Consider the following 19,905-nt stretch of genomic DNA (forward strand, 5'->3'; position numbering starts at 1 on the left):
GCTTTTATACAAAGGCAAATAGTTTTAAATACAAATCGCATACCATCACGTGTCTAAATCCAGCAGGGAAATCACCGCAGTCATTACGGTAAGGAGGAAGGACTGTGAGATCACAAATTACATACTTCAGACATTTCCAGATGCCAGTATTGAACGCCTTAAAATTGATGGGAAAACAACTACACATAGAATATCTTTCAGGTCAGATGAGGATGCCGATTCTGCACTCCCTGAAATAAAGAAGATAACCATTGATACAGTTAAAACAGGAAAAAGAATAGTATGGGCAAAGGGTTCATGTTGTAGTGCCTGCTCTGTAATTGGCAACTCAGAGGCTGTAATACTGGGAAGCAGGGTTATTAATCCAGAATCCCTGTCATACCGCGTTTCTCTCCCTGGTATCTCAAAACTTATGGATTTAAAGCGTAATCTGCAGAGGGAGGGGATGGAATTTTCCATTTCTGATATTTCATTTGACGAGGGAAATGCCATAACGGACAGGGAAAAGGAGATTATTTTTCTGCTCTATGAGTATGGGTATTTTGACCCGGAAAGGAAGCTATCACTCACACAGATTGCCGAGCAGATGGGTATTTCTACTGCAGCCCTTTCTGAAATACTGAGGAAAACATTGAGAAAAATAGTAAAGGACTATGTAGAAAGTAAATTATAAGTAAATTTTTTATCTGTATAAGCAATAATAAATTATGGCAAGTGTGGAGTATGTATTTCACGGGAATGTACAGGGAATCGGCTTCCGGGCACATGTTAAAAAGAAAGCCTCTGAACTGGGAATTACTGGCTGGGTAAAAAATATGGAGGACGGCTCCGTAAAAGCTGTTTTTTCTGGAGACCCTGAAATGATCTCCATACTGGAGGCATACTGCAGGAAAATTCCATTATCAGAAATAACATCTGTAGATGCGGCCCCAGCAGATAACGATAAATTTGAAACCTTTGAAATCCTGAAATAAAGATCATCCAACAATCTTATATTTATATCCCAGCTTATCCAGATTTCCAAGCAATTCTTCAATTCTTTCCCTGTCCAGTATATTTATTGTAAATAGAAGATACTGGTATCCAATGGGTGTATCTTTGTTAAGATTGTCAACCTCGGCATGATATATATTTGCCCCTGAGGATGAGATTGCACTGACTATTTTTTCCATGGTTCCGGGGTGGTCAGGTATCTTGAACTCAAGTCTTAAAAGCTTATCCTCCATTTCCATCGCCCTGTATATTATATTGGAGAGCAGAAGGAAATTGATGTTTCCGCCTGATAGCACAATAACCACCTTCCTCCCCCTGACTTCTATTTTGCTTTCAAATAAAGCCGCCAGCCCTGCCGCACCGGAGGGTTCAACCAGGACCTTTTCCCTCTCCAGCAATTTGAATAATGCATATGCAATATTCTCATCAGATACGGTCACAACAGAATCCACATATTTTTTCACAAGTTCGAAGGTTATATTACCAGGATACTTCACTGCAATACCGTCTGCTATGGTATCATTGCTGGTATATGGCACTATCTTACCCTCCTTCAATGAAAGATCCATGGAATTTGCCTTTTCAGATTCCACGCCCACCACCCTGATATTTTTGTCAGAGGATTTTAGGGCAAATGATATTCCTGAAATAAGGCCACCCCCGCCTATGGGAACTATAACGATATCTGGCTTGACATCCTCAAGTATTTCCAGTCCTATTGTCCCCTGGCCCGCTATAATGTCCTCATCATTATACGCCTCAATAAACTCCCTTTTTTCCTCAACGGAAATCTTTGTTGCGTATTCATGGGCCTCATCATAGCTGTTCCCCTTCAATATTACCTTTCCTCCATAGGACTGGACAGCGTTAATTTTTGTCGGTGGTGTTGTTTCGGGCATTACAATCTTTGCATCGATGCCGTAATATGCTGCGGCGAATGCAACCCCCTGGGCATGATTCCCTGCACTGGCTGTTATAACTCCCATCTTCTTCTGATCATCTGTAATCCTGGAAAATTTTACCATCGCCCCCCGGGACTTGAATGACCCTGTTTTCTGGAAATTTTCCATTTTGAAATAAACATCGCATGAGAACATTTTGCTGAAAGTTGTGGAATGGAACAATGGGGTTCTATGAAGTTTTCCACTGATCTCCTTCTCCGCATCCTCAATCCTGCTGTAATCTAACATGAAATTGAATTGCCTTTACGCATATATATGCTTTGAAATGGAGAATTGGAGATATTTTTCTTGTCACTGCATATTTATATATATTGGAGCCATATTTTTAATGGGTGTATAGTTGAAGGACGAATATCTAATGATCCAGCAGAGTGCAAGGGAGTTTGCAAAAAAAGAAATTATGCCTGTTGCAGCCAGAATGGACCGGGAAAATTTCTTCCCCGCTGACCTGTTCAGGAAAATGGGCAGGGAGGGATACCTCGGGGTCACGGTCCCCGAGGAGTATGGTGGATCAGGATCTGATTACCTTTCCCAGGCAATCATAGAGGAGGAAATAAGCTATGCTTCAGGTTCTATGGGACTCTCATACGGCGCCCACAGCAACCTGTGCCTGGACAACCTATACAGGAATGGCTCAGAATTTTTGCGGGAAAAATATGTACCGCATCTCTGCTCAGGTGAAACTATAGGTTCACTGGGAATGACAGAGCCCTCATCAGGTTCAGATGCGCTATCCATGAAAACCACGGCAGAGGAAGATTCTGGAAATTTTAAGATTAATGGAAGCAAAACATTCATCACCAACGCACCATATGCAGATGTATTCCTGATATATGCACGCACGGGCAGTGATATAACCCCATTTGTTGTGGAATCCAGTGACAGGGGTTTTTCAAGAGGGCAGGAATTCGATAAAACTGGCATGCGTGGTTCCCCCACAGGTACGATTTTCTTCAATGACATCACACTTGGGCATGAAAGGATTGTTGGTGACCTGAATGGTGGTAAGAAGGTTCTGCTAAGCGGGCTAAATCTTGAAAGGGCAGTACTGGCATTCAATTCTATTGGCATAGCCAGAAGGGCCCTTGACCTTGCAGTATCATATGCATCTGAAAGGAAGCAGTTCGGGAGGCCTATAAGCGATTTTGAACTGGTTCAGGAAAAACTTGCATACATGTACACAAAATTCGAATCCTCGAGGCTTTTTGCAATAGAGGCGCTTAACAGGGTGCAGAATGACAGGATGGATTCACTGGATGCAGCATCAGCCATCCTCTATGCATCGGAGGCCTCTGAATACATAGCAAGGGAAGCGTTGCAGATTTTCGGCGGCTACGGGTACATAAAGGATTTTGAAATAGAGAGGGTTTTTAGGGATTCCATACTTTTGACCATCGGTGCCGGAACCAACGAAATCAGGAAAAAGGTAATAAGCGAGGCACTGGTAAAAAAATACAGGGGTGATAATATTGGCAGATAGCCATAGAAATGTTTACATGATTGCAGGTGGCCTGACACAGTTTAAAAAAACAAATTTCAATGAGGATTTCAGGCTGAATGTAAAGCATTCACTGGATTACGCACTGAAGGATTCCGGGATGAAAATAGATGACATAGATGGATCAGTATCGGCGTACTTTTCTGACCATCTCCAGGGGCAGCTCATAGCAGGCGCAATGTCGAACGACTTCATTGGACTGGCAGGAAAGCCATCTAAGAGAATTGAGGGTGGCGGTGCAACAGGTGGGCTCGCATTCCAGACCGCATATGAGGAAATAGCATCAGGCACAATGGATACCTGTCTTGCATATGGATTTGAAAATATGTCCCATGTGGGAACATGGCGTGGAAACGATATCATTGCTCTGGGAAGTGATGCCAGCTTTGATTATCCACTGGGAGGATTCTACACTGCATACTACGCTCTTATGGCCACACGGCATATGTATGAGTTCGGAACCACAGAAAAACAGATGGCCATGGTTTCTGTGAAGAATCATGGAAACGCCATGCATAATCCATATGCACAGGCACCAATGGACATTACAGTTGATGATGTGCTGAAATCTCCTGTGGTTTCAAGCCCCATAAAAATGCTGGACATATGCCTAATGTCAGATGGTGCCGCATGTGCCATACTGGCATCGGAAGAGGTCGCCAGATCCTATTCTGGAAAGCCTGTGCTGATAAAATCCATAGGTTCTTCCAGCGATACCATGCGCCTGGCGGACAGACCCTTCGGCACGGTACCACTCCTGCCCAACGAGACCCCTGATATGTATAAAAACCTGAAATATCCTGGAGTCCACTCATTCCGCGCCGGGAGGCTTGCAGCCAGAATGGCATACAGAAAGGCGGGCATATCAAATCCTCAGAAAGAAATAGATTTTGCGGAGTTATATGATGCCTACACATCCTCTGAAATACAGGCATATGAGGATATGGGATTCTGTCCATACGGGCAGGGTGGAAAATTCATAGAGGAGGGCAAGTCAATGCTGGATGGGGATATACCTGTCAACATGGAGGGTGGCCTCCAGGCCTCGGGGCATGCAATAGGCGCAACGGGAATTATGCAGGCAGTTTACGCTTTCTGGCAGCTTCAGGGGACAGTGCATAGGCACATGGGCAATAACAGGCTTCAGGTCAAAAACCCGCATTTGGGGATTATACACAGTCATGCCGGAACAGGAGCATATGAGGCAGTGACGGTTATGGAGGCGGTTTAAAATGGGATACGGAAAATTGTTAAAGATAGACCCGCTTGTGGTTGAATGGAACTATACAACTGAATACAGGCATAGCTATGCAGAAGATTCCCCATTTTTTATAGAACTTGGCAGGGGTAAGCTCCTGGGGTCCAGATGCAAATCCTGTGGATTCAAATACGGGACATACAGGAAATACTGCATGTACTGCGGATCAGAGACCGAGGATATGGATCTTCCATTTAAGGGAAAAGTCCACTCATTTACAACATGCTATTATTCAGGGGAGACTTTCCGTGGAGATGTCCCTTACATACTTGTACTTGTGGAGTTCCCTGGAATCGACTCCCTTTTCATGTCAAGGCTTTTCATGGAGCAGGGAGAAAAACCGGAAATTGGCATGGAGGTAGTTGCACGGTTTAAAAAGTTCCAGACTTTTACAGTCAACGATGTTTATTTTGTTCCGGCTTAATCTATTTCATTAGCCTTTTTTGATATTTTTTCGGTATGTTGTTTATCCCTGTATGCTATGGTAAAGAAAAAGCCCAGTATACATGTTATTGAAAGGAATATCAATCCTATGTCTATGCCCGCGAGCCCGAAGAGGGAGAAGGCAAGTATGCCTATCAATCCACCGAAACGGCCAGCCATTTCATTGAAGCCCTGACCTGAGGCCCTTATGGATTCGTCATAATTTTCCACAGGCATTATTACCGTTGTTTTGTCCGGGCCCATGGACCCGAAAAAGAATGCAAGCCCCAGAAGTATAATTATTTCGATGCCGGGCATTCTAAGTGCAAAGTATATGCCGAATCCCAGAATACCCAGGAATACAGACCTTATGATAAATCCAGCTGCCTGCAATTTTCTTGTTCCTAGCCTCTGTATGATCAGGAATGCCAGAATAGAAGCCGGTATTGTAAAGGCTTTCACTATCACGGCTGAAAAAGCCCCACTGACAGCAGAGACCCCCAGTGCCGTGATCAGTATAAATGGAAGAAACATTGTAAGGCTCTGGTCTCCTATCTGGTATAGAAACCAAGGGACTGAAAACCTGTAAAGATATTTTCTGTTTCCTCTGGATGTAACATCTTTTATTATAGCCTTCATAGATTTTATTCTCTTAAATTTCCACAGTGATGATTCTTTAATCCCTGCACGCATGATCAGGGGAACTATTGAAAATAAGGCACCTGACAATAATGCATATCTCCACCCTGTGGGTCCAAGGGTTAAAAGAGACCCCCCTATAAGGTAGGAGAAAAGGATCCCAAAGTTGGCGAAAAACATTATGAGCGCAAGATTCCTCGTGGAATTCTTTCCTGCGACTATTTCAGAAATATAGGTGAATATGACAACATAATCAATGCCAACACCAACCCCAACAAGCGTCCGGAAAAACATCAGCATTGCAATGTTTGTTGATAAGGCGCTCCCTATTCCTGCCAGGAGAAATGTTACAATATCTATGGCAAGGATGCTTACCCTGCCGAACCTGTCAGAAAATACCCCGCTTACCACTGCACCAATCATTGCGCCGACGAAGATAAGTGCACCCAGCAAATATACTATGCCTGAACTAACATTGAATGCCCTCTCTATGGGCTTCAGGGCAACTGAAATTATGGCTATATTATAACTCGCCACAAATATGCTTATGGCACCTATGGAAATATAGTATGCGTTGCTAAGTTTTTTCTGGCTCCTCACCAAGGATAATTAGGTATACCTAAATAAACTTTCAGTAGTCAACTATTTGAAAATTTATGAAAGGCCGGTTATGTGCCCCTCACCATCGATATTTATATTCTCTGCTGCAGGATGCTTGGGCAGCCCTGGCATGGTCATGATGCTTCCCAGTACCGGAATAATGAAGCGCGACCCGCCGTTAACCATCACAGAATTCACCTTTACCCTGAAATTTTTCGGAGAATTCAGGAGTCCGGGGTTATCTGAAATAGAAGCCTGTGTTTTTGCCATGCATATATAAAATCCTCCGAAACCGTTCTCCTCAGCATGTTTTATATCCAGCAATGCCTCCTTAGAAAAATCAACACCATCAGCACCGTATACTTTTGTTGCTATTTTCTCTATCTTTGTTTTGACAGGGTCATCCAGCAAATATGTATATTTTATCCTGTTGCTACTTATGGAATCAAGCACAGCATTTGCCAGATCCAGGCCTCCCTCACCGCCATCAGAGTATACCCTGGAAATTGCAAATTTTATATTTTTCCTTTCTAGCATTTCAGATACCTTCTTTATTTCATTATCCGTATCCAGAGGGTGGACATTCAGGGCCACAACTGGTTCTATTCCAAAGTTTCTAACATTTTCAATATGCCTGAAGAGGTTTTGTATTCCGGTTACCATGGCCGGTATATTCTCCACATCTATGTCCTTAGCCCCGCCATGGTGTTTCATTGCCCTTATTGTGGCAACGATTACTGCTGCATCAACGTTTATATCGGCTTCCCTGGTAACTATGTCCATGAACTTTTCGAAGCCCAGGTCCGAACCGAATCCTGCCTCCGTAACTGTATAATCAAAAAGATTCATTGCAGCATAATCACCCAGTATGCTTGATGTGCCATGGGCTATATTGCCGAATGGCCCGGTATGTATAATTGCCGGAACGTTTTCCGCACTCTGCACAAGATTGGGCTTTAGTGCGTCAGCAAGCAGTGCAGCCATGGCCCCCTCTGCCTTTATGTCCCTTGCAAAAACAGGCCTATTCTTTGCTGTATACCCTATAATTATATTTCCCAGCCTTTCTTTTAAATCATCATAGCCCTTTGACAATGCCATTATGGCCATTATTTCTGATGCTGCTGTTATCACAAAGGAATCGTTGGCAAGAACCCCATTGGACTTCGGCCCATTTCCCACAATAATTGACCTAAGTGAACGGTCATCCATGTCTACGGTCCTGGGAAATGATATTTTCTTCGGGTCTATTCCGGATTCATTTCCAAAATATATGTGATTATTTATCATGGCCGACAGCAAATTATGTGCCGCTGATATTGCCGGAAAATCTCCAGTAAAAATAAGGTTAATTTTATCTGCTGGTTCTACAGTGGATTTTCCGCCACCGGTTGCACCTCCCTTTACACCAAAACATGGGCCAAGGGATGGCTCCCTTATTGCTATGCCAACATTTTTGCCCATCCTTTTCAGTGCCTGTGCAAGGCCTATTGCAGTTGTGGTTTTTCCCTCTCCTGCTGGTGTCGGGGTCATTGCTGTCATTAATATAATTTTTCCGCGCTTTTTCCCAGGAATTGCATTTGAAATTCCGATCTTGGCGGCATATCTGCCATATAATTCATAATCAGTTATTCCAGTATCTTTTATAATTTCAGTTATATCTTTCAACATAACTGCAACATACATTATTGATAGTAAAGATTTTTGCTCCGGCTATAATCTCCTTTCAATTTCCCGGATAGAGTTCATAGAATCCTCAACTGTTTCCATGAAAAGATTCAGCCTTGCCATTTCCTCATACCTGTATTCTTCATCTTTCTGGAGTTTCAGGTTAATCTTTATATTGTTCACAGATGTGTGTATGGCAGTATATGACATATACGCAGCAGAAATAGTGTCCGTGATAAGATTTTTATTTCCATAAACACACAGAAATAATGCATTATTTAGATTTTCCATGGAGACACCGGCTATTCTCCATGATACAGATATACTTTTTTTAATGGCTGTGTCAAGGGTATTTCTCCTTTTCGGATCGGATTTATCAATGTGCAGTGCATCCATTATGCCCTGAAATGAATCCTCATCATCATTACTAAGCTTCCTGAGCTTTTCTATTATTTCTCCAGAATCTACTGAAATGCTTTCAAAATTCTCCCTGTGCATTTCCAATTTTTTTTTGCCAAGTGATAAAAGGGAGGCCATTGAATTCAGTGATGCAGAAAACATGGATGTAATTGCAGCAGCAGACCCACCACCTGGCGTCGCAGATTCACTTTTCAGTTTTGATATATATTCATCAAGGTCCATGTTATGATATTATTGTAGCTTTCAAAAACTTTCTTATTCTTTATAGTTGCAAACCATCTTTAACTCATACCTATTTTCAATAAATATATATTTAATTTATTACCTATTTAGGTCATATATATTTATTCTAAATAGATCAAATATACCTTTATCGTGGTTAAAGACCAAGTAAAAAAAAGTTTTAAATTCTTTCATGTGTTTTTGTTATACACCCGTGATGTAAAATGATAAATGTTTTAAATAATGTTATAAAGAGGGACGGCTCCAGCGTCCCGTTCGACAAGAAAAAGATAGCAATGGCAATATTCAAGGCTATGCTCTCGGTAAAAACCGGATCAATGGAGGAGGCAAATAAGCTTGCAGATTATGTTACAAAGGAACTGGAAGGCATGGGAAAAGAGCCCACAGTTGAGACAATACAGGATACTGTAGAAAATGTACTTATGACACATAAAATAAATGGCACCTCATACATATCTGTGGCAAAGGCCTATATACTTTACAGGGAAAAGAGGAATACAGTAAGGCAGGAGAAGGAATTTCTCGGTGTAAAAGATGACCTGAAACTTAGCGTAAATGCAGTCAAGGTGCTTGAGGCCAGGTACCTTTTCAAGGATTCAGATGGAAAGATTATAGAAACCCCAAAGCAGATGTTTCACCGTGTGGCAGTGCATCTTGGGATCATACAGGGGCTTTATGATTATATATCATACAGGAAAACGGGGAAGCTCCCTGAAAATGGGACCGTATATTCCGGGATAACCAAAACCCAGGACGAAGAACTGAGAAGGGCATTCAATGAACTCAGGCAGGAGAAAAGCGTAGATGGCACCTATGAGGAATTCCTGGATTTCATGCAGACCAAAAAAACCATGGTAAACTACTGGATTGATAAATTTGAAACCATGATGACCAAACTTGAATATGTGCCAAATTCACCTACCCTGATGAATGCCGGGGGTCCGCTAGGGCAGCTCAGCGCATGCTTTGTGCTGCCTGTGGATGACAGCATAGATTCTATATTTGACACGCTTAAGGCAACAGCAGAAATACATAAATCCGGTGGCGGAACCGGGTTCTCTTTCACCAGGTTACGTGCCAGCGATGATATAGTGGCATCAACCAAGGGCGTTGCTTCCGGTCCTGTATCATTCATGAGAATATTCGATGTTACCACAGATGTAATAAAACAGGGTGGAAAGAGAAGGGGAGCCAATATGGGAATTCTCAATTACAACCATCCAAATATAATGGATTTCATAACAAGCAAAGATGCAGAGAACAAAATACTGAGCAACTTCAATATATCTGTTGGTGTAAATGATGAATTTTTCGAGAAGCTTGACAACGATGAATATATAGACCTTATCAACCCGCGGGACGGCAAGGTAATGAACAGGGTAAAGGCATCGACCCTGTGGAATTCTATAATAAACCATGCATGGACCACCGGTGATCCAGGAATGATATTCCTCGACGAAATCAACAAGAAAAATCCGGTAAAGAACATAGGATATATAGAATCAACAAACCCCTGTGTCACAGGAGACACCAGAATATATACATCAGAAGGAATAAAAACTGCCAAACAGCTGTACGATGAGGGAGAAAGTTTAAACGTAAAGATTGATGGTAGATTCGGTGGCAGTTTCAAACAGTCCTCAAACGTTATTTATACAGGATTCAAGGATGTATACAGAATAACAACAAGTGAAGGCTTTGATATAACTGTTACAGGCGACCACAAAATATACAGTGAAGAGAGGGGCTGGATAGAGGCATTGAAACTTAAAGTAGGGGAAAAAATTAGGATATTAAACGAGGGCGGATCCTTTGGGCCTCATGGAAACCTGGAGGAAGGCAGGGTTCTTGGATGGCTTGTAGGGGATGGACATGTAAATAGAGGAAACAATAACGAACGTGCTGCTCTTTCTTTCTATGATCAGGACAGGGTATTTGCTCCTGAATTTGAAAGCTATGTAAATAACATAATAAGGCCATCTATCAATAACCGTGACTACCATGTAGGCATGGTGAATATTGAAAGCAGAAACTGCATAACAATAGCATCAGAAAGACTCAAAGAATTCGCAGCCACCTATGATTTAGTAGAGGAGAAACTTAAGGTTCCAGATAATGTTTTTGCCGGTACAATGGAAATGCAAAAAGGCTTTTTACAGGCATTATTTGAGGCTGATGGAACAGTATTAAAAGCTGGAAAGTCCAGATATGCCATCAGGCTTGGATCTATAAGCCTTGACTTACTGAAACAGGTTCAGACATTGCTATTAAACTTCGGCATATTCAGTACTATTTATCAATCCCGTAAAAAGGCAGGCATAAAAATGCTACCAGATGGTAGCAGGAATATGAGACTATACACTGTACATGATTTCCATGAACTGAACATCTCAGGGAAGGACTTAGTAAGTTACGCGAATTTGATAGGATTTATATCTGAAAGGAAAAATGCCCGGTTAAATGAAATAATAAAAAGTTATACAAGGGGGCCCTACAAAACATCTTTCATCGCCAGAATAAACACAATAGAATATTCAGGAAAGAGTGATGTATATGATCTTGTGGAACCATCCACTCACTCATTTGTAGCCAATGGAATTGTCGTACACAACTGTGGTGAGCAGCCGCTTTTGCCTTACGAATCATGTAACCTTGGCTCGATAAATCTTGCAAAATTTGTCGAGAATGGAACATTCAACTATGACAGATACAGGAATACAATCGATGTTGCAACCAGATTCCTGGAAAACGTTGTTGACGCAAATAAATTCCCGGTTGAATCTATAAAGAATATGACCAGGAAGACAAGAAAAATTGGACTGGGTATAATGGGATTCGCCGATGCACTTATAATGCTGGGCATACCGTACAACAGCAATGAGGCTTTAGAATTCGGTGAAAAGGTGATGAAAACACTTAATGATGAATCACACCTTGAATCCCAGAGACTTGCAGAAGAGAGAGGCGTTTTTCCAGGATGGTATGGTTCTGAATACGAGGAGAAGGGAATAAAAATGAGGAACTCAACCACAACAACAATAGCTCCTACTGGAACCATATCTATAATTGCAGGATGCTCCTCCTCAATAGAGCCATTGTTTGCATTAGCATTCGTAAGGCACGTACTGAATGGGCAGGAACTTCTGGAGGTCAACCCGTTACTGGAGGATGCACTGAAATCCAGAAACCTGTTTTCACAGGAAATCATGGAAAAGATAGCAGAAACCGGCAAGCTGGGAAATCTTGACCTGCCTGAGGACATAAAAAAACTCTTCGTAACGGCCCAGGAAATTGATCCGGACTGGCACGTACTGATGCAGGCAACATTCCAGAAATACTGCGATTCCGGCGTTTCAAAGACAATAAACCTGCCCTTCGAGGCAACTCCTGATGATATTGCCAAATCATACCGCCTTGCAAAGGAACTCCACTGCAAGGGAATAACAGTATACAGGGATAGAAGCAAGAGCCAGCAGGTGCTCTATGCAGGTACAGGCCAGAAAAAGAGCGATGAGGAAAAAAAAATTGACCTCACCATGAAGATGCCTGATAAGCTTTTGAAGCTGGATGCCACATTTGACCCTGCATGCCCGACAGGAAAATGTGACCTGTAATTTTTATTGAAAAACACATAAAATATTTATTCTATATTATATTGTAATATACATGGCACTTAAATCTCAGGAAAGGGGAGATCTTGAAAATTTTATTGATGAGCTGAAGGATACCAGCAAGGAGGCATATAAATTATGGAATTTTAAAAACGAATCTGAGTTCGTGGCTTTTTTAAAGGGATATATCTTCGGGAGTTTTACTATGGGAGTAATAGATAAAAACAAAACCATAAACAAGAATTTTATGCTGAAGGAAGAGGATATAGATGAAATAATAAAGATCATAGAAAGAAGGTCAGGTGAATTTATAGAGACACTGGAAAAATAAAAATCCTGCCTATTATCAGATGATAAATTTTCTACCATACAGGTGTTATTTTCTTTATTGAAAATATTAAATATAGTTTTAAGATAAACTCCTATGGATATAGCAGTCCTTGTTAAGCAGACAGTAGATATGGATCAGATAAAATTAAATGATAATAATGAGCCAATAATGGACAACCTTCCATTGAAAATGGATATTCTCAGTAAAAATGCTGTGGAAGCAGCGGTACAGCTTAAAGAGAAGTATGGAGGTAAGGTCACGGCCTTTATATTCGGAACAGAGAGGTCAACATCCACCATGAAGGAAGCCTATGCCATGGGGGTTGATGACGGCACTGTCATAAAGGGATACCAGAAATCTGACCCTGCTGTTACAGGCGCCATTCTTGGGGAGGAACTGAAGAAATCAAAATACGATATTATCGTACTGGGCGACCAATCTTCAGACTCCTATTCCGGATTGCTGGCGGGCATATTATCCTCTGAACTGGGATTGAATGTCATAACAAATGCTATTAATATAGAAATAAAGGATAAAACAGCAAATGTTACGGTAGAATCAGAAAGTGAGGATGTAACAGTTGAAACTGAGCTTCCGGCGGTGGTCTCTGTGGCACAGGAAATAAATGAGCCCAGGCTTCCAAAGGTTATGCAAATAATGGCGGCTGGAAAGAAGAACATTAATATCATAGAAGGGAAACCTGATTACAAGGACGATTCAAGGGTGCTATCAGATAAAGCTCCGGAAAGCCAGAGAAAGAAAATTATATATGAGGACGGGAAGGGAATAGATGAAATTGCGAAAATCCTGAAGGTGGTCAAATGAAAGCATTAGTATTCTCAGATGAACCAAAAAATGCCAGGGAAATAATAACATACCTGCGTGGAAAGATGGACATAGATGTTATATCAGCCGAAGACAAGGAATTGCCTGAATATGGTGCCAAGAAAGTATATTTCTACAGGGATGGATTTATAGATAATCTCAGCAAATTCCTCGTAGATTATCTGTCAAAAAATAAGTATGATTTTATATTCATTTCTTCCACCAACACTGGAAGAGAGCTTGCAGGCATACTATCCTACAGGCTTAAAATGAAATGCATGCCTGAAATATTCTCATTTGAACAGGGTGATAAAACAGTGACAAAGAGGTTCTTCCATGGCGGTAAAACTGTTGTTGAAGAAGAAAGTAATTTCCATATGTTCACTGTATCACCAGGCATATGTGAGGCAGAAAAATCTGATAAAAAGTCTGAGGTTGAAAACATGACCCTGGATAAGAGCAATTATAAAATAGTTAATGTGAAGAGTAAAAACACTGCAGGAACAGATATAAGAAACGCCAGGGTTATTGTTTCCATAGGAAGAGGGCTTGGAAGCCAGGAGAACATAGAGAAAATTAAACCACTTGTGGAGGAACTTCATGCTGAAATAGCAGGTTCAAGGCCCGTTTGCCTGGATTATAAATGGCTAAGTGAGGATAAGCAGGTGGGGCTTTCAGGTAAAAAAGTAAGACCAGATTTTTATATAGCACTGGGAATATCCGGGCAGATACAGCATATAGCGGGAATACGTGGGTCCAAAACAATAATAGCAATAAATAAGGACAAGAGCGCTCCTATATTCGAGGAGTGTGACTACGGTATAGTGGGGGATCTTTTTACAATTGTTCCGGAACTGGTAGAGAAACTGAAATAAGTATTTAATATTTTTATTATACCAGAATATGTTTCTATGCTTTATTTTAAAAACAAATAATTTAGAATTGTATATAGGAATTAAAAAGATACGAACTTTGAATTAGATGATAATGTATATAAACATTCCCTATTTTAGATATTAGTAAATAAACAACTGTAATTCTTTTATTATGAAAATAATACTTTCAGTAGATTCAGAGGAAAAAATATCCATGTCTATCACCGCAGCAGAGCACCTTTCAGAAATGGAGGGTACCGATCTTGTGGAAGTGGTATACCTTAACGGTGGAATAGCGGCAGTAGTTGAAAGAAACAGGATAAAGCCCATGCTTGAGAACAAAAAAGTACAGGTTGTTGCATGTGGAACATCAATGCAGGCAAGGAGCATCGAAAAGGATGAACTGGCCCCTGGAGTAGTTTATGTTCCTGCAAGCCTGAAGGAAATTATAAAAAGGCAGCAGGAAGGATATACCTATCTTGTTTTATAAAAATACGGATTATAAAGAATTCTAAAATATAACCGAAATTTTATCCTCCGGGAATAAAAATTTAAATAACATTTTGTTCTCAATTATTATGAAAGATACACTTCCTGTAGATGAGAAATACAGAATCCACATGACAAAGTATTTTCAGGAATATGAAGCATCAATTAAAAATACTGAAAGCTTCTGGAAAGAGAAGGCAAGGGTAATAGACTGGTTTGAGCCCTTTGACAGGGTTCTTGACGACTCTAAAAAGCCTTTCTACAGGTGGTTTGTAAACGGAAAAACTAATGTTTCATACAACTGTCTTGACCGGTATATTAATAATGAAAAAAGGAACAAGGTCGCATACATTTGGATTCCGGAGCATGGAGAGGAGAAAGTAATAACATATTTTGGTCTATACAGAAGGGTAAATGCACTGGCAAAGGCCCTTCTGAACCTTGGAGTTAAGAAGGGTGACGGTGTTACAATATATCTTCCCATGATACTTGAGGCACCCATAGCCATGCTGGCATGTGCCAGAATCGGAGCCGTATTCAATGTTGTATTCTCAGGATTCGGTGAGGAGGCGCTGGCACAGAGGATAGATGATTCCGGGTCCAGGACCATCATAACAGCAGACGGCGGATACAGAAAGGGAAAAACAGTCCATCTGAAAAAGATAGTAGATGCCGCAATAGATCTGAGCAGGGGCGTAGATAATGTAATTGTTGTTAAAAACACAAAGGAAAGCATAAAAATGGAATCAGGGCGTGATTATTATTACGATGATGTTGTCGAGGACTCCTATGTTAAGCCAGAGGAGCTGGATTCCAGTGACCCATTATTCATACTTTATACATCAGGAACCACAGGAAAGCCCAAGGGAATAGTCCATGGAAATGGTGGATACCCTGTATGGGTTGCAAATACAATGAGGTGGGCATTCAACCCCGGAGAGGAGGACAGGTGGTGGTGTGCAGCAGACATAGGGTGGATAACAGGGCACAGCTATATTGTGTTTGCCCCATTGTTACTGGGTGTAACATCCATAATGTACGAGGGTGCAATAGATTACCCAAAACCTGACAGGATGTGGGACATTGTGGAAAGGTACGGTGTAAATATGCTCTATACATCCCCAACCGCAATAAGATTATTAATGAAGTACGGGGAGAAATATCCACTTATGCATGACCTATCATCCCTGAGGGTGCTGGGCACTGTTGGAGAGCCCATAAACCCTGCAGCATGGCACTGGTTCTATGAAGAAATTGGAAAGAGCAGGTGCCCGATAATAGATACATACTGGCAGACAGAAACAGGAGGATTCACCATAGCACCATCCATGGCACTTGGAATGCCTGACCTGAAGCCCGGTTCTGCCACATTCCCCATGCCAGGCATAATGCCTGAAATACTCAGAGAGGACGGGACACCTGCAAAGAGTGGGGAGAAAGGATATATAGTAATTGATAGGCCGTGGCCCGGGCTCATGCTTACAGTAAATAATGACGATAAAAGATATGTTGATGTGTACTTCTCTAAATATCCGGGGAAATACCTCATGGGTGATTATGCCATAAAGGACGAGGACGACTATTACTGGCTCCTGGGAAGAAGCGATGAGGTACTGAAGGTTTCAGGCCACAGAATCGGAACAATAGAAATCGAGGATGGCCTTGTATCCATGAAAGAGGTTGCAGAGGCAGCAGTCTTTGGAAAGCCGGATACCGTCAAGGGAGATACAATAGTTGCCTTTGTAACCCTAAAAGAGGGTTATGAAAAAAGCAGTGAATTGATAGATTCCCTGAAAAAGCGCATGAGGACTGAACTCGGCCCCATTATGGTTCCGGAGGAAATACACATAGTTGATGCGCTTCCAAAAACAAGGTCTGGAAAAATCATGAGGCGTGTAATAAAGGCAGTATATCTAAACCAGGTAACAGGTGATGTCAGCACCCTGGAAAATGAGGCATCAGTTGAAGAGATTCAGAGGGCAATGGACATAATAAGGAAAGGGACAGGCGATTAATGCTATCCTTCCTCATTTTAAAATCCTTATTAAAATTGGAATCTTCATAAGCGTATCCGGGCTATCCACAATAAGATGTTCCAGTGGCTTCTTATAGGGATCAAACCTGTCAACATGTACCTCATACCTATCCAGAAATTCCACCACATGTATCCCGAAAGTCGCTCCATCCACGCTTGCCCTGTAATCCCTAATCTGGCCCCTCATTTTACCAACAGATCTATAGAAAATTCCAGAATTCATTGGACTCCCAATGGATTTAGGCAGATCAATTTTGCCGAATGCCATGGCCATGGCGCATGCAGAATTCCAGTTATCAAACATAATTATAGAAATAGAAATATTATTTAACCGTTGTTATTTTATATATTCACCAGCTGTATAACATACTTTTCCATACTATTTACATCCAGTACGGTGCCTGCGTACACTAAAAAGATTTATATACATTAGTATAATACTAACTTCCTATGGATAATAATAAATCTAAAGATTTCCCTAAAACTCTAAGGAGAGGCCAGGTAGGTACCTTTGGGGCTATTGCAGAAGAAATCTCTGCCATGGCACCAGCCTGCGATTCAATTGCATTTGTCGTTGCCTCAGCAGCATTTGCATTCTTCTTGACTCCTCTGTCATTTATCATAGCCACGCTGACAATGTTTCTTGAGGTTAATACCCTCTACCATCTATCCAAGAGGCATGCAAGTGCCGGTGGTTATTATGGATATGTTGCCACGGCTTTCGGACCGACCCCTGCAATATTCTCCGGACTAATGTACCCATTTTACCAGATCGTGAGCACAGCTGCAATTCCTGTATTCGTTGCAGGTGTTGTTCTTCCGGGCGTTGTGCAGTATTTTATACATGTTGGGATGCCTGCATGGATATGGTTACCATTTATCCTTGTTTTCATCATAGTACCCATAATAATTGCAATAGTTGGAATCAGACCCCAGATGAAATATATCAGGGTGGCAGCCTTCTTTGAAATTATATTTCTGATTGTTTTATCCACCATAATTATAATTAAGGCTCCTGATAATACAGTGAACGTTTTTAACCCATACGGTTTCCCACAGTACAGGTCATGGTTTTCTGCAGAGGGAGGCCCAATTGCAGGATTAGGCCTAGGAATGGTTTTTGGTCTTACCAGTTTTATTGGCTATGGTGGGTCAGCCCCCCTGGGCGAAGAGGCAACACACCCAAAAGCCATTACCAGGTCCCTGGTGTTCGGTCTTCTGATTACCGGGATAACCCTGACAGAGGTTTCATATGCACAGATAGTGGGATGGGGGATACCATTGATGCAATCCTTTACAAGCAGTGCTATTCCAGGAGTTATTACTGCTACTTTATATACCGGAGCTATAGGGGGCATAATGTTCTCACTGGTAGCTTTCAATTCGGCCTTTTCAGATTCTGTTGCCATGCAGTCAAATGGGGGGAGGGTTTATTACGCCATGGGCCGTGATTATATACTACCTCAATTCTTTTCAAAGATACATAAAAAATACCAGACCCCTTCAAACGCATTAATATTTGTTGCCACCATGGCCTCTATACTTGCAGTAGGTGTTACATTCCTTGTGACATACGGGGCAGGAATTCCTGTAAAGGATATCATAAGTGGAAACGCAGACTCATCTATGGTGGTAACAGCACTTACTGACTCATTTGACCTGCTCACAACCCTGGCACTGGGGGGCCTTATAATCACACATATACTTCTCAATACTAGTGTAATGACAATGTTTTACAGGCTTAAGGAAAAGCATACTGGCATTAAAAAGATCATTCATCCTATAGAGCATTATGTATTTCCAAGCATAGCCACTGTTATTTTCATATTCGTTCTCTACGAATCTGTGGTACCACCGGTTTACCCTATCACCGACGGAATCGTAATTATAGCTCTCTACTCTATTTTTGCAATAGGCTACTCACTTTATCTGAAGAAGACAAAACCCGATAAGGTCAAAAATGCTGGATTAACGGTTAACCTTGTTGCCGAGGAAAAATTAAGTGGTGGATCAAAATAATTTTTATTGAAAATCTGTATTTAACATTTTTTTATAAAATGTTGGAATCTTATGAAAACTATAAAAATCCGGTGTTTGGACAGGATAATTATTCCATTTTGATAGCATGCCAAATAATGGAGATATCATATCTTAGTTCGCTGTATCCCTCCCAGATAACATAAAATTATCAGTGTGGACTGGAATAATTAACATAGAATCAGTTTAAAGATATATCAAAAAGGCTATGGCAACAGCAATCAGCGTTGAAAACGCATTTACCTGTCCCTTTGACATCTTACCGCGGTTTTCAAACAGTGAACCCAGCAGGCTATCCACCTGGCATCCAGTGAATCCTAAAAGTGTAATCACAATAAGGGGAACTATCGCAAAACCTTGAAAATCCAGTATAATGTATGCAATTCCTATTATGAATGCCCCCAGGAGCGCCATTGCTTCCCCCAATAAGGATACACCTCCATTAACACCTGGTTTTATCTTTTTGAAACTTGTTATCATATACACATTCTTATCGAATACTCCTATTTCGGAGGCAAAGGTATCTGCATTTACGGATGCAAATGAAACACCGAAAATAAGAAAATATGGAAAACCATCAATCCTAAGCCCATTCATAGCTGCAATAACAACGCCTATCAATGCAGCATAAATCACGTTTGATGCGTGCCTTTCTCCGTTTTCACCTTCCTGTAATTTTTCTCTAGCCTTATCCTTAATCCTGAATTTTGTTGCCACCTGTGCCGTAATGGCAAAGATAAGCATCAGTATAAGCCAGTAAAGGGATCCAAGCACAACAATTATTATTCCGACTATAAGGGCTGCAACCGTACCTTTAAAATCGAAAATACGGAATTTCAGAGCCCCTATAAATAAGGCTATAAGGATCACTGCTGACGCAATGATGTAATAAATGGTCGTTAGCACCACCCGGTACCTGATATTAAATCATTTCTGGTTTTATTGAAAATAAAAAGAACTGGAGCATCCGACATTGGATGTCATATGTTTCTTGGGTATAA

General features: G+C 41.2%; 18 protein-coding genes. 12 read left to right on the plus strand and 6 right to left on the minus strand.

The genetic code is table 11. The features are described 5' to 3' along the window. Positions 1-49: 49 nt before the first annotated feature. Positions 50-673, plus strand: coding sequence for a helix-turn-helix domain-containing protein (locus RE471_RS02590; protein ID WP_309215219.1), 624 nt, complete (start codon positions 50-52; stop codon positions 671-673). A gap of 34 nt (positions 674-707) precedes the next feature. Beyond that, positions 708-974, plus strand: coding sequence for an acylphosphatase (locus RE471_RS02595; protein WP_309215220.1), 267 nt, complete (start codon positions 708-710; stop codon positions 972-974). 3 nt (positions 975-977) lie between these two features. On the opposite strand, the gene ilvA is transcribed toward RE471_RS02595, so the two are convergent. Continuing rightward, entirely contained in the window at positions 978-2,183 is a 1,206-nt protein-coding gene (ilvA, locus tag RE471_RS02600; protein WP_309215221.1) for a threonine ammonia-lyase, read from the minus strand. Between the two features lie 112 nt (positions 2,184-2,295). Between ilvA and RE471_RS02605 the strand changes: the two genes are divergently transcribed. Genes RE471_RS02605 through RE471_RS02615 form a run of 3 tightly spaced genes read left to right on the plus strand, consistent with a single transcriptional unit; the run spans position 2,296 to position 5,135 of the window. Then, complete coding sequence (locus RE471_RS02605) at positions 2,296-3,435, plus strand: acyl-CoA dehydrogenase family protein (protein ID WP_309215222.1); 1,140 nt, start codon at positions 2,296-2,298, stop codon at positions 3,433-3,435. Then, on the plus strand, positions 3,416-4,684 hold the full coding sequence (locus RE471_RS02610) for a thiolase domain-containing protein (RefSeq protein WP_309215223.1): 1,269 nt from the start codon (positions 3,416-3,418) through the stop codon (positions 4,682-4,684). Before RE471_RS02605 ends, RE471_RS02610 begins: the two co-directional genes overlap by 20 nt. A gap of 1 nt (position 4,685) precedes the next feature. Continuing rightward, positions 4,686-5,135, plus strand: coding sequence for a Zn-ribbon domain-containing OB-fold protein (locus RE471_RS02615; RefSeq protein WP_309215224.1), 450 nt, complete (start codon positions 4,686-4,688; stop codon positions 5,133-5,135). Here RE471_RS02615 and RE471_RS02620 read toward each other — a convergent pair. Genes RE471_RS02620 through RE471_RS02630 form a run of 3 tightly spaced genes read right to left on the minus strand, consistent with a single transcriptional unit; the run spans position 5,132 to position 8,680 of the window. Then, complete coding sequence (locus tag RE471_RS02620) at positions 5,132-6,373, minus strand: MFS transporter (RefSeq protein WP_309215226.1); 1,242 nt, start codon at positions 6,371-6,373, stop codon at positions 5,132-5,134. The two genes, RE471_RS02615 and RE471_RS02620, sit on opposite strands and share 4 nt — an antisense overlap. A gap of 54 nt (positions 6,374-6,427) precedes the next feature. After that, on the minus strand, positions 6,428-8,038 hold the full coding sequence (locus RE471_RS02625) for a formate--tetrahydrofolate ligase (protein ID WP_309215735.1): 1,611 nt from the start codon (positions 8,036-8,038) through the stop codon (positions 6,428-6,430). A gap of 45 nt (positions 8,039-8,083) precedes the next feature. Further along, the gene (locus tag RE471_RS02630) at positions 8,084-8,680 is read right to left on the minus strand and encodes a cyclodeaminase/cyclohydrolase family protein (protein WP_309215227.1); all 597 of its coding nucleotides are present in this window, start codon (positions 8,678-8,680) and stop codon (positions 8,084-8,086) included. A gap of 224 nt (positions 8,681-8,904) precedes the next feature. On the opposite strand from RE471_RS02630, the gene RE471_RS02635 reads away from it, so the two are divergent. The 6 genes from RE471_RS02635 to acs all read left to right on the plus strand — a co-directional run bounded on the left by RE471_RS02635 (position 8,905) and on the right by acs (position 16,847). After that, complete coding sequence (locus tag RE471_RS02635; RefSeq protein ID WP_309215228.1) at positions 8,905-12,315, plus strand: ATP cone domain-containing protein; 3,411 nt, start codon at positions 8,905-8,907, stop codon at positions 12,313-12,315. A 52-nt stretch (positions 12,316-12,367) separates the two neighbouring features. Beyond that, positions 12,368-12,643, plus strand: coding sequence for a hypothetical protein (locus RE471_RS02640; RefSeq protein WP_298276334.1), 276 nt, complete (start codon positions 12,368-12,370; stop codon positions 12,641-12,643). A 93-nt stretch (positions 12,644-12,736) separates the two neighbouring features. Next, positions 12,737-13,468, plus strand: a complete 732-nt coding sequence (locus RE471_RS02645) for an electron transfer flavoprotein subunit beta/FixA family protein (protein ID WP_309215229.1) — start codon at positions 12,737-12,739, stop codon at positions 13,466-13,468. Further along, a complete protein-coding gene (locus tag RE471_RS02650; protein ID WP_309215230.1) occupies positions 13,465-14,343 on the plus strand; it encodes an electron transfer flavoprotein subunit alpha/FixB family protein in 879 nt (292 codons plus the stop codon). The genes RE471_RS02645 and RE471_RS02650 overlap by 4 nt, the downstream gene beginning before the upstream one ends. Before the next feature lie 172 nt (positions 14,344-14,515). Further along, positions 14,516-14,833 (plus strand): DsrE family protein, encoded by a 318-nt coding sequence (locus tag RE471_RS02655; RefSeq protein ID WP_309215231.1) that lies wholly within the window; start codon positions 14,516-14,518, stop codon positions 14,831-14,833. A gap of 88 nt (positions 14,834-14,921) precedes the next feature. Further along, entirely contained in the window at positions 14,922-16,847 is a 1,926-nt protein-coding gene (acs, locus tag RE471_RS02660; RefSeq protein ID WP_309215232.1) for an acetate--CoA ligase, read from the plus strand. 12 nt (positions 16,848-16,859) lie between these two features. On the opposite strand, the gene RE471_RS02665 is transcribed toward acs, so the two are convergent. After that, a complete protein-coding gene (locus tag RE471_RS02665) occupies positions 16,860-17,171 on the minus strand; it encodes a hypothetical protein (RefSeq protein WP_309215234.1) in 312 nt (103 codons plus the stop codon). A gap of 146 nt (positions 17,172-17,317) precedes the next feature. On the opposite strand from RE471_RS02665, the gene RE471_RS02670 reads away from it, so the two are divergent. Further along, positions 17,318-18,886: an APC family permease gene (locus tag RE471_RS02670; protein ID WP_309215235.1), complete on the plus strand. Its 1,569-nt coding sequence runs from the start codon at positions 17,318-17,320 to the stop codon at positions 18,884-18,886. A gap of 204 nt (positions 18,887-19,090) precedes the next feature. On the opposite strand, the gene RE471_RS02675 is transcribed toward RE471_RS02670, so the two are convergent. Then, positions 19,091-19,810 carry a DUF92 domain-containing protein gene (locus tag RE471_RS02675; RefSeq protein WP_309215236.1) on the minus strand — a complete coding sequence of 240 codons (720 nt, stop codon included), beginning with the start codon at positions 19,808-19,810 and terminating at the stop codon, positions 19,091-19,093. Positions 19,811-19,905 lie beyond the last annotated feature (95 nt).

The organism is Ferroplasma sp. (genome assembly GCF_031200575.1).
Taxonomy (GTDB): Archaea; Thermoplasmatota; Thermoplasmata; order Thermoplasmatales; family Thermoplasmataceae; genus Ferroplasma.

Bases quoted from the DNA above. Each gene is read 5' to 3' on its own strand.
- acs (WP_309215232.1), top strand. From the start codon at position 14,922: ATGAAAGATACACTTCCTGTAGATGAGAAATACAGAATCCACATGACA.
- RE471_RS02630 (WP_309215227.1), bottom strand. From the start codon at position 8,680: ATGGACCTTGATGAATATATATCAAAACTGAAAAGTGAATCTGCGACG.
- RE471_RS02650 (WP_309215230.1), top strand. From the start codon at position 13,465: ATGAAAGCATTAGTATTCTCAGATGAACCAAAAAATGCCAGGGAAATA.
- RE471_RS02615 (WP_309215224.1), top strand. From the start codon at position 4,686: ATGGGATACGGAAAATTGTTAAAGATAGACCCGCTTGTGGTTGAATGG.
- RE471_RS02640 (WP_298276334.1), top strand. From the start codon at position 12,368: ATGGCACTTAAATCTCAGGAAAGGGGAGATCTTGAAAATTTTATTGAT.
- RE471_RS02595 (WP_309215220.1), top strand. From the start codon at position 708: ATGGCAAGTGTGGAGTATGTATTTCACGGGAATGTACAGGGAATCGGC.
- RE471_RS02635 (WP_309215228.1), top strand. From the start codon at position 8,905: ATGATAAATGTTTTAAATAATGTTATAAAGAGGGACGGCTCCAGCGTC.
- RE471_RS02645 (WP_309215229.1), top strand. From the start codon at position 12,737: ATGGATATAGCAGTCCTTGTTAAGCAGACAGTAGATATGGATCAGATA.
- RE471_RS02665 (WP_309215234.1), bottom strand. From the start codon at position 17,171: ATGTTTGATAACTGGAATTCTGCATGCGCCATGGCCATGGCATTCGGC.
- ilvA (WP_309215221.1), bottom strand. From the start codon at position 2,183: ATGTTAGATTACAGCAGGATTGAGGATGCGGAGAAGGAGATCAGTGGA.
- RE471_RS02670 (WP_309215235.1), top strand. From the start codon at position 17,318: ATGGATAATAATAAATCTAAAGATTTCCCTAAAACTCTAAGGAGAGGC.
- RE471_RS02655 (WP_309215231.1), top strand. From the start codon at position 14,516: ATGAAAATAATACTTTCAGTAGATTCAGAGGAAAAAATATCCATGTCT.